This is a genomic window from Vreelandella sp. EE27 (genome assembly GCF_968206495.1).
On sequence record NZ_OZ309109.1, the window covers coordinates 1,425,163 to 1,438,198 of the forward strand.

11 protein-coding genes are annotated in these 13,036 nt (G+C 61.6%); 7 read left to right on the forward strand and 4 right to left on the reverse strand.

The window, feature by feature from the left end; genetic code table 11:
• The first annotated feature begins 3 nt into the window (after nt 1-3).
• Both ACWHVV_RS06870 and ACWHVV_RS06875 read left to right on the forward strand, forming a co-directional pair.
• On the forward strand, nt 4-2,682 hold the full coding sequence (locus tag ACWHVV_RS06870) for an ATP-binding protein (protein WP_447895688.1): 2,679 nt from the start codon (nt 4-6) through the stop codon (nt 2,680-2,682).
• Nucleotides 2,672-3,397: a response regulator gene (locus ACWHVV_RS06875; protein WP_447928660.1), complete on the forward strand. Its 726-nt coding sequence runs from the start codon at nt 2,672-2,674 to the stop codon at nt 3,395-3,397. Before ACWHVV_RS06870 ends, ACWHVV_RS06875 begins: the two co-directional genes overlap by 11 nt.
• On the opposite strand, the gene ACWHVV_RS06880 is transcribed toward ACWHVV_RS06875, so the two are convergent.
• Nucleotides 3,394-4,884, reverse strand: a complete 1,491-nt coding sequence (locus ACWHVV_RS06880) for a TrkH family potassium uptake protein (protein WP_447928661.1) — start codon at nt 4,882-4,884, stop codon at nt 3,394-3,396. The two genes, ACWHVV_RS06875 and ACWHVV_RS06880, sit on opposite strands and share 4 nt — an antisense overlap.
• A 264-nt stretch (nt 4,885-5,148) precedes the next feature.
• On the opposite strand from ACWHVV_RS06880, the gene zwf reads away from it, so the two are divergent.
• From zwf to ACWHVV_RS06905, 5 genes are all read left to right on the forward strand, one after another.
• Nucleotides 5,149-6,642, forward strand: coding sequence for a glucose-6-phosphate dehydrogenase (zwf, locus tag ACWHVV_RS06885; RefSeq protein WP_447928662.1), 1,494 nt, complete (start codon nt 5,149-5,151; stop codon nt 6,640-6,642).
• 1 nt (nt 6,643) lies between these two features.
• Nucleotides 6,644-7,309, forward strand: a complete 666-nt coding sequence (gene pgl / locus ACWHVV_RS06890) for a 6-phosphogluconolactonase (RefSeq protein ID WP_447928663.1) — start codon at nt 6,644-6,646, stop codon at nt 7,307-7,309.
• A gap of 47 nt (nt 7,310-7,356) precedes the next feature.
• Entirely contained in the window at nt 7,357-8,019 is a 663-nt protein-coding gene (locus tag ACWHVV_RS06895) for a bifunctional 4-hydroxy-2-oxoglutarate aldolase/2-dehydro-3-deoxy-phosphogluconate aldolase (RefSeq protein ID WP_447928664.1), read from the forward strand.
• A 208-nt stretch (nt 8,020-8,227) separates the two neighbouring features.
• Entirely contained in the window at nt 8,228-9,826 is a 1,599-nt protein-coding gene (locus tag ACWHVV_RS06900; RefSeq protein WP_447929125.1) for a solute:sodium symporter family transporter, read from the forward strand.
• A 166-nt stretch (nt 9,827-9,992) separates the two neighbouring features.
• Nucleotides 9,993-10,784, forward strand: coding sequence for an SDR family NAD(P)-dependent oxidoreductase (locus ACWHVV_RS06905; protein ID WP_447928665.1), 792 nt, complete (start codon nt 9,993-9,995; stop codon nt 10,782-10,784).
• Nucleotides 10,785-10,844: 60 nt separating this feature from the next.
• On the opposite strand, the gene ACWHVV_RS06910 is transcribed toward ACWHVV_RS06905, so the two are convergent.
• From ACWHVV_RS06910 to ACWHVV_RS06920, 3 genes are all read right to left on the reverse strand, one after another.
• Nucleotides 10,845-11,465, reverse strand: coding sequence for a TetR/AcrR family transcriptional regulator (locus ACWHVV_RS06910; protein ID WP_447928666.1), 621 nt, complete (start codon nt 11,463-11,465; stop codon nt 10,845-10,847).
• Between the two features lie 71 nt (nt 11,466-11,536).
• A complete protein-coding gene (locus ACWHVV_RS06915; RefSeq protein ID WP_447928667.1) occupies nt 11,537-12,418 on the reverse strand; it encodes an SMP-30/gluconolactonase/LRE family protein in 882 nt (293 codons plus the stop codon).
• Complete coding sequence (locus ACWHVV_RS06920) at nt 12,411-13,025, reverse strand: 2-dehydro-3-deoxy-6-phosphogalactonate aldolase (protein ID WP_447928668.1); 615 nt, start codon at nt 13,023-13,025, stop codon at nt 12,411-12,413. The genes ACWHVV_RS06915 and ACWHVV_RS06920 overlap by 8 nt, the downstream gene beginning before the upstream one ends.
• Between the last annotated feature and the right edge of the window lie 11 nt (nt 13,026-13,036).

A 13,036-nucleotide genomic window follows, 5' to 3' on the forward strand; every position in this document is an offset into this window, starting at 1 on the left:
ACAATGTATTCAGCGGATCAGCGGCCCGATCCCGATGCATTACTCAAAGCCGCGCGCCGGGAGGCGCGCGGCTGCTTGCGTGTCTTTCTAGGCGCCGCGCCGGGGGTTGGCAAGACCTACACCATGCTGCGCACCGCCCGCGAGCGACAAGAGGAGGGCGAGGACATCGTGATCGGCGTGGTCGAGTCCCACGGCCGCGGCGACACCGAAGCGCTTTGTGAGGGCCTGGCGCGGATTGCGCTGGCGCCTTTGCAGCATCACGGTCGCACCTTTCACGAGTTCGATATCGACGCCGCCCTGGCGCGCCGCCCCGGTATCTTGCTGGTGGATGAGCTTGCCCATCGCAATATTCCCGGCAGCCGCCACGCCAGACGCTATCAGGATATCGAGGAGCTTTTGGCGGCGGGCATCGACGTATGGACCACGGTCAATGTCCAGCACCTGGAGAGCCTCAATGATGACGTCGCCCGAATTACCGGGATCCGGATGCGTGAAACCGTGCCCGATGCACTGCTTGAGCGTGCCCGGGACGTGTCGCTGGTCGATCTGACCCCGGTGGAGCTTCTCGAGCGCTTGAAGCGCGGCAAGGTCTACATCCCGGAGCAGGCCCGCGCCGCCATGGAGGGTTATTTCAGTGAGTCGAACCTCCACGCGCTTCGCGAGCTTGCCATCCAGACCATGGCCGAGCGGGTCGATGCCGATGTCAAGGTTGCCATGGACGCCGGAGGGCGTGCCGGGCCCTGGCCGGTCAGGCCGCACCTGGTGGTAGTGGTCAACGGTAATGAGAACGATATCGCGCTGGTGCGCGCGTCCCACCGCATGGCCGAACGGCGCTTGGCCGTCTGGCGCGCGGTGTATGTCGACAAGGGCGCCGACAGCGCCGAGCAGCAGCTGGCCATCGAGCGTACCTTCAGCCTGGTGGCCCGGTTAGGCGGTGATTCGCTGCGCCTACAAGGGCAAAGCCAGTCGGCGGAAGTTATCAATTACGCCCGTACCATCAACGCCACCACCATCGTGGTGGGGCGCGGAGCGGGGCGCCGCTGGTGGTCGCGCCCGCTAGCCACGCGGCTGATGGCTCAGGGCGAGGCGTTCGATATCGTCGTGGTGGCCCAGGGAAGCCGCCGAGGCCACCGGGCGCCACGCCGGGTTGCCCTGCGGCTGTGCCCTTCAATGTTCATTGCCACTGGTGTCGGCGTCATGGCCTCTTTGGGCGTGGCGCTGGTGCTGGAACCCTGGTTGGAGCTTGCCAACTTGTCGCTGGTGTTTCTGGCCGCCGTGCTGTTCAGCGCCGTCTGGGCAGGTACCACCATGGCCATGCTCAGCGCCGTGGCCGGGTTTCTGGTGTTCAACTTCTTCTTTACCCAGCCGCGGCTGACCTTTGCGATGGTCGAGCGCGGACAGCTATTGACCGTGGTGCTGTTCTTTCTGGTGGCGCTGGTGGTGGGGCAACTGGCCGGGCGCGGGCGCCAGCGCCTGCTGGCTCTGCGGGCGAGCCGCGACCAGACCCAGCTACTGCTGCGCTACGCCGAACAGCTTTCCATGGCGACCGACAGCGCCGGCGTTGCCCGGGTGGGCGTCGATACGCTGGTGAGTTGCTTTAAGGTGCCCACGATGTTCATTGAAAGCGCCGAGAGCGCCAGTGAAGTGCGCGTTAAGCACGCGGTGCCCGCCGCCGAGCACCTCGATATCACTGCCCGGCAGGCAGCGGTATGGAGCTGGCAGCACCACAAGCCCAGCGGGCGAGACACGCAGACCCTTAGCCATCAGGCTTGGCGGCTGACGCCGTTGACGGTGCAGGGGCAGACCCTGGGCATGCTCGCCCTCAAACTGGCGGAGAACCCCAAGGCCCTAAGCCATGAGCAGGAGGCACTGATGGACACGCTGCTGCGCCAGCTTAGCATGGCGCTGGAGCGCACCCGGCTGGTCGCCGAGCTGAGTGCCACGCGGGTTTCGGAGGAGAACGAGCGGCTGCGCTCGGCGCTACTCTCGTCGGTGTCTCACGACCTGCGCACCCCGCTTGCCTCGATTATCGGCGCCACCAGCTCGTTGATCGAACTCAAGCCCCAGCTGAGCGACAGTGACCAGCGTGAGCTGCTGGACGGGATTCTCTCCGAGAGCGAACGGCTCAATCGCTATATCCAGAACCTGCTGGACATGACGCGGCTGGGCCACGGTACGCTGAAAATCGAGCGCGACTGGGTTTCCTTCGATGACATAATCAACGCAGCGCTCAAGCGCCTGGAACATGCCATGAAGCACGTAACGGTGCGCCGGTCCTGGCTTGGATCGCTGCCGCTTTTGTACGTTCACCCGGCGCTGGTCGAGCAAGCGCTGGTCAACGTGCTGGACAACGCCCAGCGGTTTTCACCGCCGGGCGGGGAGCTTTACATCAAGGCCCACCTGCGCGAAGGCAAACCGACCACGCTGGTCATCACCATCGAAGATCAGGGCCCGGGTATCTCCCTGGAGCTGCGCGAGCAGGTATTCGATATGTTCTACAGCGGTGGCGACGGCGATCGCAGCGCTCACGGTAGTGGCCTGGGATTGGCCATCTGTCGGGGCATGATTGGCGCCCATGGCGGCACCATCAGCGCCGACACCGCAGAGAACGGCCAAGGCACCGCCATCATTATCACCCTGCCACTGGAAGACACCGACTCAAGGAGAGCCGATGAAGAGTGACGCCAGCGGACGTATCTTGATCGTCGACGACGAACCCCAGATCCGGCGCTTTCTGCGTATCAGCCTGGCCTCCCAGGGCTACGCCGTGCTGGAAGCGGAAAACGGCGAGCAGGCGCTGGGCGCGGTGTATACCCAGGCACCGGACGTAGTACTGCTTGACCTGGGCTTGCCCGACATGGACGGCCACGAGGTTCTGCGCGGTATTCGCGAGCACAGCAGCGTACCGGTGATCGTGGTCTCGGTGCGCGACCGGGAAGACGAGAAGGTGAGCGCCCTGGACGTGGGAGCCAACGACTACGTGACCAAGCCGTTCGGCATTCAGGAACTTCTGGCTCGTATTCGCGCCGTGCAGCGTCAGGCCCACCGGGCGAAGGGTGAAGACGCTGCCAGTGGCTATACCACGGACCACGGGCTTGATATCGACCTGACGCTTCGCCGGGTCACGCTGAACCAGGCGCCGGTACACCTCACTCGTAAGGAGTTTGCCGTCGTGGCGCGTCTTTGCCGCCATGCCGGTCGCGTCGTGACCCAGACCCAACTGCTCAAGGAAGTATGGGGCCCGACCCACGTGGACGATACGCACTACCTGCGCATCGTCATCAGCCGGCTGCGACAAAAGCTCGGCGACGACCCCCAGGCCCCGGCGCTTTTGCAGACCGAGGCCGGAGTGGGGTATCGGCTACTGGTGGAGCCCGCGCCGACGCATTGGCGTTAGTGGCGCCAGAACATCGGTGTCATCAGCACCACGACGGTGAGTATCTCAAGGCGGCCCAGCAGCATGCCCAGGCATAAAAGCCATTTGGCCGCGTTCGGTAAGGTATAGAAGTTGCCCGCCGGGCCAATCACATCACCAAGGCCCGGGCCCACGTTGGCCACCGCCGTAGCGGCCCCGGTGACGGAGGTGACCAAATCAAGGCCGAGGGTGGATAGCAAAAGCGCCAGCACCGCGATCGTGATCAAGAAGAAAAACGAGAACGCCACCACGCTTCGCGAGATGTCGCTGGTCACCGGCTGCTGATTATAGCGCGTGGTAAACACACCGTTGGCGTGAATCAAATACCGGAGCTGGTTGCGCAGCATCAGCAGGGCGATCTGAAACCGAAACATTTTCATGCCCCCGCTGGTCGAGCCGCTGCAGCCGCCCATAAAGGTCAGATAGAAAAACGCGGTGACCGGCAGCGTTCCCCAAAGCGTGTAGTCGTCCGAGGCGTAGCCGGTGGTCGTCACCACTGAGATCACGTTGAACGTGACATGGGTGAGCGAGGCAAACCAGGGGTCGCCGTGAACAATGCGCCAAAGGCTCAATAGCACAATGGTCGCCAGCAGCAGTTTTAAAAGCCCGCGTACCTGATGATCGTGCCAAAGCGCGCCGGGGGCGCCGGCTAAAAAGCGGATATACAGCACGAAGGGCAGCGCACCGCACAACATAAAAAAGCTTGCCAGCCACAAAAGCCAGGGCATTTGCGCGTAGGCGCCGAAGGAGGCATCGGAATTGGCAAAGCCGCCGGTGGCAAGCGAGGTCATGGCGTGGACGACGGCGTCGATGGGCGCCATGCCGCCAAACCAGTAGCTTGCCATGGCCAGAAACGTCAGGCCCACGTAAATACTCAGCGTAGCCTTGGCGATGCCGCCGGTGCGCGGCATGACCTTCTCCGACCAGTCCGAGGACTCGGTATGAAAAAGGCGCATGCCGCCGACTTTCAAAAAGGGCAGAATCGCGATGCCCATGACGATGATGCCAATGCCGCCCAGCCACTGCATGAGGCCGCGCCAAAGCTTGAGGCCATCGGATAAGTGCTCGATGCCCACCATGACCGTGGAGCCGGTGGTGGTAATCGCCGAGACCGACTCGAAGATAGCGTTGGTCACGCTCATTTGCGGGGCGCCCAATATGAGCGGAAGGCTTGCAAAAGCGCTCACGCTGACCCAGCTGGCCACGGTTAGCACAAACATCTGCCAGGGTTTAAGCTCGATAGGGATGCCCCGGGTGGCCGCCAGGCCAAGGCCCGCAGGTAGGGTAACGAGCAGCACCGCCAGCAGGAAGGCGTGGGCGTCCGGGTCATTTTCCCAAAGCAGTACGCAGAGCGGCAGCAGCATGAACAGCGCCAAAATCATCCAGATCACCGCGAGAATTCTGATGACCGGCCCCCATTGGCGGCTAACGTCGCGCTGCTTCAATACGCTTATCGTGGCAGGGAGCATGGTCGTCTCGTCTCGTCTCGTCTCGTCTTGTGGGGCAGGATGCGCTTATCTCATCATGGGCTGGTATAAAAAATCCGTAAAAAGTCGCGGTTCTTTTTTACCCTGAGCGTTGCCATACGGTGCCCCGCACGGTATTCAGGGGTGGCGGGTAAAAAATTTTCGTTAGGTAGTAAAATTACATAATTTATTGCGTATCATGGCCGCCATCGGATAGATTTTAGGTAATTCAACAACGTTGAGCGGCCTCTGGATCAAGGAGTCACGATGAGCCAGCCCCAATCCCCTTTAGGCGATCCGAACCATGCGATCGACCTGGCGCTTTTTGGTGCGCTGGGAGACCTTGCCACGCGCAAGCTCTTTTTAGCCCTTTATCATCTGGACCGCGAAGGGCTGATGCCCGAGGCCACGCGTATTCTGGGGCTTGCCCGGCAAGAGCACGACACCGACGGCTTTCGCGAGCTGGTTTTGGAGGCGCTTCAAAAACGTCTCAAGGACGACGAGCAGGACCCGCAAAGCCTCGAGCGCTTTCTGAACCGGCTCGAATACCTGCAGCTCGATTTCAAAAGCGTGGAAGGTTATAGCGCGATCAAGGCCTGGCGCGAAGGCGCGAACCGCCCCATGGTGGTGTATCTCTCCGTGGCGGCGCGTATCTATGGCGATATCTGCCATAACCTTTCAGAGAGCGAAAGTCTCGACGACGACACCCGCGTGGTGGTGGAAAAGCCCATCGGCTACGACCTGGCGTCCTCCAAAGAGGTCAACGATGCCATCGGCGCGGTGTTCCCGGAAGAGCGCGTCTACCGTATCGATCACTACCTGGGTAAGGAGACGGTGCAGAACCTGATTGCGCTGCGCTTTGCCAATCCGCTGTTCGGCACCCAGTGGAATCAAAACCACATTTCGCATGTGGAGATCACCGTGGCCGAAAAGGTCGGCATCGAAGGGCGCTGGGGCTACTTCGACGATGCCGGCCAGCTCCGCGACATGGTGCAAAACCACCTGCTCCAGCTTTTATGCCTGATCGCCATGGACCCGCCGTCGAATCTGGACGCCGACGCCATCCGCGATGAAAAAGTAAAAGTGCTCAAGGCGCTCAAACCCTTCACCGGCGAGGCGCTGGGGCGCGACGTGGTACGCGGGCAATATATCGGCGGCACCAGCGACGGCCAGTCGGTGCCGGGCTACCTGGACGAAGAGGGCGCCAACACCGACAGCCACACCGAAACCTTCGTGGCCATGAAAACCGAAGTGAGCAACTGGCGCTGGGCCGGCGTGCCGTTCTACCTGCGCACCGGCAAACGCATGCCGGAGAAGCTCTCGCAAATCGTCATTCACTTTCGCCAGCAGCCGCACTACATTTTCGACCCGGACCAGCGCGACATCGCCTCCAACAAGCTGATCATTCGCCTGCAGCCGGAAGAGGGCATCGCGCTACAAGTGCTGACCAAGGACAGCGGTCTGGATAAAGGCATGCGCCTGCGCCAGGGCCCGCTGCACCTGGATTTCAACAGCGCCTTTCCGAAGTCGCGTATTCCGGATGCCTATGAGCGGCTGCTGCTGGAAGTCATGAAAGGCCAGCAGTATCTGTTCGTGCGCCGGGATGAAGTCGAGTTCGCCTGGCGCTGGTGTGACCAGCTGATCGACGGCTGGAAAACCCGCGAAACGCCGCCCCGACGCTACCCCGCTGGTTCCTGGGGGCCGGTAGCATCCATTGCCATGATTACCCAGGATGGCCGCAGCTGGTACGAGGACTACTAGGATGAGCAACGTACGCAACGCCTTGGCCGAGCAACTGGCCGAAGCGGTTTTTCAGGCGCTCGAAAGCGACCTGGCCCAGCAGGAAAAGGTGCTGCTGGTGGTATCCGGCGGCTCCACCCCGGTGCCTTTCTTCAAAGCACTGGCGGCCAAACCGCTGCCATGGCAGCGCGTCCAGGTGACGCTTGCCGACGAGCGCTGGGTCGACGCCCAAAGCAATGACAGCAACGCCAAACTCGTGCGCGAAAACCTGCTGGTGGGGGAGGCGGCCAACGCCGACTTCATCCCCTTGACCGCTAGCGCCGAGACGCCGGAGCAGGGCGTGGAAGACGTCGCGCGGCGTACCGAAGCGCTTGCCTGGCCGGCAAGCGTGGTCATTCTGGGAATGGGCAGCGACGGCCACACCGCCTCGCTTTTCCCCGATAGCCCGGAGCTTGGCCTGGCGCTTGCCACCGACGAAACGCTGGTGGCCGTACGCACGCCAAGCCAGCCCCAGCCGCGCATCACGTTCAGCGCGAACCGCCTGCACCAGGCGCGCCGCCACTTTCTGCATATTACCGGCGAGGACAAGCGCGCCGTACTCGGCCGCGCCCTGGGCGGCGACGATGTTCGCACGCTCCCTATCCGCGCCTTCTTGAGCTGCCCCCTGGCCATTTACTGGGCCCCTTAGGGTTTTTTACTTAAGCGCCCCCATCAGTTAACTGGAGAAACACCACAATGACGATCGATAAACAGCTCCCCTCCAGCCGCACCGCAGAACTCGACAGTATTTGCTTGAAAGCCGAAGTCATACCGGTCATCACCATCGACCGGCTGGAAGACGCCGTACCCATGGGCCGCGCGCTGATCGAAGGCGGTATCAATGTGCTGGAAGTGACGCTACGCACCGACTGCGCGCTTGAGGCCATCAAGCGCATGAAGAAAGAGCTGACCGGCGCCAGCATCGGCGTGGGTACCGTGCTCACCCCCGCCCAGTACCGCCAGGCCGAAGAGGTCGGTGCCGATTTCGTCGTCACCCCCGGCACCACCGAGGCGCTCTACCGCTATGGCGTCGAAAGCCCGGTGCCCATGCTGCCCGGCGTTTCCACCGTGTCCGAACTAATGACCGGCTGGCAGTACGGCTACCGGCGCTTCAAGTTCTTCCCCGCGGAATCCAGCGGCGGCTCCAAAGCGATCAAGGCGATCGGCGGGCCGCTGGGGGATGCACGTTTCTGCCCGACCGGCGGCATCACCCTGGATAACGCAGACGAGTATTTGAAGCTTCCCAACGTCATGTGCGTGGGCGGCAGCTGGCTGACGCCCAAGGCCATGGTCGAAGCCGAGGATTGGGACGGCATCAAAAAGCTCGCCCAGGAAGCCGCAGAGCGCTTCCACCACTAAGCGTTCGCCATTTAAAAAGACCCTCAAGCCCAGGCCGCTCGTTGGCCTGGGCTTTTTGTGGGCACGGGGGCTGAAAAAGCGGGTAATAGTGCCTAGCGTGCTACTACCAAAGGTGGATTACCCAGCCGGGGCGCGGCGATTAAAATGAGCGTTTTAATTGTCTGACATATCCGCGCGCTATCGAGGCGCGTGCAACCCGGAGGCGAGCATGCACCTGCTGACCCTGGCGTCCTTCCTGTTTTTTACAGGTTTGGTCGCGCTTGTTACCTGGCGGATTACCCGCCGCGACGATCACTCCAGCACCAGCGGCTATTTTCTGGCCGGGCGTAGCCTGACCTTCCCGCTGATTGCCGGTTCGCTGTTGATGACCAACCTCTCCACCGAGCAGATGGTCGGCCTCAACGGGTCGGCTTTTGCCGACGGCCTGAGTGTCATGGCCTGGGAAGTGGTGGCGGTCATCGCCCTGGTGGCGCTGGCGCTGTTCTTCTTGCCGCGCTTTTTGAAAAGCGGTATCGCCACGCTTCCTCAGCTTCTCGAGATTCGCTTCGATAAAACCACCCAGCTGATCACCAACGTGATCTTTTTGATCGCCTACGCGGTGATTTTGCTGCCGATCATTCTCTACTCCGGTGCCATCGGTTTGCAGGGTATGCTCGACCTTCAAGGGTTGACCGGTATCGACTCCTCGACGACGCTTTTGTGGCTCACCGTATGGATCGTCGGCATCATTGGCGCGATTTACGCCCTGTTTGGGGGCTTGCGTACCGTCGCGGTGTCGGACACGCTGAACGGCGCGGGGCTTTTGATCGGCGGCTTCGTCATCGTCTACTTCGGCCTGCAGGCGGTAAGCGACGGCACCGGGGTGATGGAAGGCTGGAGCATCCTCAAGGAGTCCAACCCCGAGCAGTTCAACTCCATCGGCGGCGACGAGCAGCAGGTGCCGTTTTTCACGCTGTTCACCGGCGTTTTCCTGATCAATCTTTTCTACTGGAGCACCAACCAGCAGATCATCCAGCGCACCTTCGCCGCCAAGAACCTGGCGGAAGGCCAAAAAGGCGTGCTGCTCACCGGCTTTTTCAAACTGCTTGGCCCGCTTTATCTCGTGCTGCCCGGCATCATCGCTTACCACCTTTACTTCGATGACGGCGTGCGCGCCGACGAGGCCTACGGCCACCTGGTCTTCAACGTGTTGCCGCCGTACCTTACGGGCTTTTTCGCCGCGGTGATGGTCGGCGCGATCCTCTCGTCGTTCAACTCGGCATTGAACAGTACCACCACGATTTTCAGCCTGGGCATCTACAAGGGCGTGCTGAATCCGGACGCGAACGAAGAGCAGGTGGTGAAATCCGGCAAGGTATTCGGCTGGATCATGGCGATACTCACCATGATCATCGCGCCGCTGCTCGCAGGCCAGGAGAGCCTGTTCGGCTATCTGCAGAAGATGAACGCCATCTACTTCATCCCGATTCTGGCGGTGGTCATCGTCGGGCTTCTCACCAAGCGTGTACCGCCCATGGCCGCCAAGATCGCGCTGGTCGGCGGCTGCTTGATGATCTCTGCGGGCTACTTCGTGCCGCCGTTCACACTGCTGCCCGAAGTGATGCACGAGTTCCACTTCGTCGCCCTGGTGTTCGCGCTACTGGTGGTCATGATGCTGGTCATCGGCAAGCTGCGCCCCCGGGAAACCGACTGGGTCCAGCAGGACACGGGGGATGTCGACCTGACCCCCTGGAAAGGCGCGGTACCCGTCGGCGCGGTGCTGGTGATCCTGGTGATCGTGATGTACATAAGCTTTGCCGGGGGGTAACTGTAGCGCTATTCACCTCTCTTGAACGCTTGAATCGCCCGGTGCAATCCACCGGGCTTTTTTATTGCCGTCCGGCTGAGCCCAGGCAACAAAGTGACATCTTGCCTTTTCATTGGATCGAAAACCGAATACAGTCGAGTTTTGATCAATGAGGCGGTGTTTAATCATGCTTAAAGATAAAGTAGTGCTAGTCACCGGCGGCGCAGGCGCCGGCATCGGTCGCGCGGTCGCCAAGCAGGTTCTCGCTGAAGGCGGTAAAGTGGTACTGACGGATCTTCGCCACGAAGCGCTCGAGCAGGTCGCCAAAGAGCTCGACGCGCCTGAATCCGTTATATACATGGCGGCGGATGCATCTTCTCTCGACAGCATGAATGCCATCGTCGCCAAGGCCACAGAGACGTTCGGTGGACTGGATGCGGTCATTGCCTGTGCGGGAACGGTGCAGGTAGGTAATGCGCTCGAACTTTCAGAGGATGCATGGCGTCTTGAAATGACCGCTAACCTGGATACCGCGTTTATTACGGCGAAGGCCGCCATGCCCGCGCTCATCGAGCGTAAAGGCAAGTTCGTCATCATGTCGTCGCTGGCCGGTCTTCAAGCGATGCCATCGACCTGCGGTTACGTCACGGCAAAGCATGCCTTGATTGGTCTGATGCGCTCGCTGGCCGTCGATTTTGGTCCTCAGGGCGTATGCACCAACGCCATTTGCCCGGGTTGGATTCGCACGCCCATGGCAGACGAGGAGATGCAGCCAGTCATGGAGCGGGAGAGTCTTTCGCTCGAGGGCGCCTACGAACTCGTTACTTCGGATACGCCGCTCCAGCGCGCAGGAGACCCCTCGGAAGTCGCTGATCTATGCTGCTTTTTGGCGTCGGATCGTGCCTCGCTGATCAACGGATCGGTCTTTAGCATCGACGGCGGTGCAACGGCTACTTGCCTGCAGACGTTGAAGCTTTAAATCCTGTGTTTCGGCCGCGCTTTGCGCGGCCAGATTTTCTAAGGGGCAGGTAGGCTTGGGCTATGCGTGTTTAGCGAGGGCGCAGGGCAGGTGCTGCTTCATGTAGCCAACGGTGCCATGGCATGCTTCGGTGATCATGGACCGGGTAAGCACTTGCTCTTCGAGTAGGCTGAGTGTGAAGAACAAATCGGCAATCTGCATGCCGCGGAAAAAGCGTTCGCTCAGTTGGGGCGCATCGGGGATTACAAATTGTTCTCGTAGTCGGTTCAGGACAACGTTTCCCAGCCGGAAGTCGGCAGCGCGGCCTGCCTGGCGAATGGAGAACGGGGCGTTGCCGTTCCACATGAGTTGTCGTCGGCTGGTCGATTGGTCGACCCAGGTGGCGCCGATCTGAATGCACTGCGAAAGCACGTCCGACCACTCGTTCGCGTTTTGAAGCTCGCAGGTGGCTATCACGTTTTCCAGCTGCTGTGACAAACAGACATAAAGATCGCCGTACAGGTCGTTAATATCTTTGTAGAAATGATACGCCGACGCTTTGGGTATACTCGCCGCTTCGGCGACTTGGCTCAAAGTGAGTGTATCCATGGCCTGATCGTTCAAAAGCGACTCGGCCGTTTTTAATAGCCGCTGCCGTCTTATCCTGCCTCGCTCCTGGGTATTGCCTGCTTTGGTTTGCAAAACTACCTCGCCTTATCGTCGTTTCTGCTTTTGGCCCATTTTCGACGCTTTTGGCGATTCTGCAACATTGGCTAAGCTAATTGGATGGGCGGCTCACCGAGCCCGGCGATACCTGGCTTCCCTTCGAATAGCGAACCTGCCTTTGGCGTGGCGGCAAGTTCGGTATCACTCAGCCCTTCGCGGGCGGTGGTGATATAGAGCGTTTCGAGCGCCGCACCGCCGAAGGCGGGGCAGGAGGGCTGGTCGACGGGAAGTGTGATGTCGGCGACGATTTGGCCGCGCTTGTCCAAGCGCACGACCTTGCCCGCGCCCCAGAGCGCAAGCCACATCAGGCCTTCTTTATCGATCACTGCGCCGTCCGGGTTGCCTGGGCTTTGGGAGAAATCCGCGAATGATGTGGGCTCGCCGATGGGAAAGCCTTCATCATCCAACGCCCAGCGCATCACCACGCCGGTGGGCGTGTCGGCGAAGTAGGCCGTATCGCCTTCCGGTGAAAAACAGATCGCGTTGGGGATCGTCAAGTCGGTGCGAAGGGTGTGGAGCTTGCCGCGGTGCAGGCGGTAGAGGCTGCCCGCGCCGGGTTCGGCGTTTTTGCCCATGGTGGAAAGCCAAAGGCTGCCGTGGCGGTCGACCCGGGCGTCGTTGCTGCGGGTCACCGGGTTGTCCGCTTCGAAATCGCAAAACGGCGTTTGGGTCCTGGAGGCCGGGTCGAACAGCGTCAGGCGGTTTTCGCCGACCAGCAGTAGCTGGCCGTCTTCGGTCGGCGCAGCGCAGGAGACCATGCGTTCCAGAGCGACGCTTTCGTGGATGGCCGTTTCGGGCTCCAGCCAGTGAAGCGTGTGGCCGAGGATGTCGCACCAGTAAAGACGCCCGCTTGCCGCCTGCCACTGAGGGCCTTCGCCCAGCTCACAGCGGCAGTCGACGGCAAGCCTGGCCGGGATCGAATCAATCATGCCCACCTCCTGCCGCTTGCCAGGCGCTGACCAGCGCGGCGGCCTGGCGGGCCACCTGCTCGGCGCTCTGGCCGGGTTTGTAGAGTGCACTGCCCAGGCCCGCACCATCGATGCCCCCAAGGCGCCACTCCCCGAAGTTCTCCTCGCCGATGCCGCCCACCGCGTACAGCAGCGTGCCCGGGGGTAGCACCGCGCGCACCGCTTTCATACCCGCGATACCCACCTGCACGGCGGGGAAGAGCTTCAAGCCGGTGGCGCCGGCGTCCAGGGCGTCGAACGCCTCAGACGGGGTGACGATGCCCGGCCAGCTCTGCATTTCGAGCCGGGCGGTTTCTTCGATGACCGCCGGGCGGGCGTTGGGCGAGACGATCAAGCGCCCGCCGGCGGCGTGCACATCCCGCACCTGTTGGGGGGTGAGCACCGTGCCCGCGCCGATCAGCGCCTGGTTGCCGAAATGCTCGGCCAGGTACGCGATGCTGGCAAGCGGCTTTGGCGAGTTCAGCGGCACCTCGATGCGGGTAATCCCTGCGTCGATCAACGCCTGGGCGATAGACCCCACTTCGGCGGGGGTTACGCCGCGTAAAATGCCGATCAAGGGCAGCGTCATGGCAATCTCCT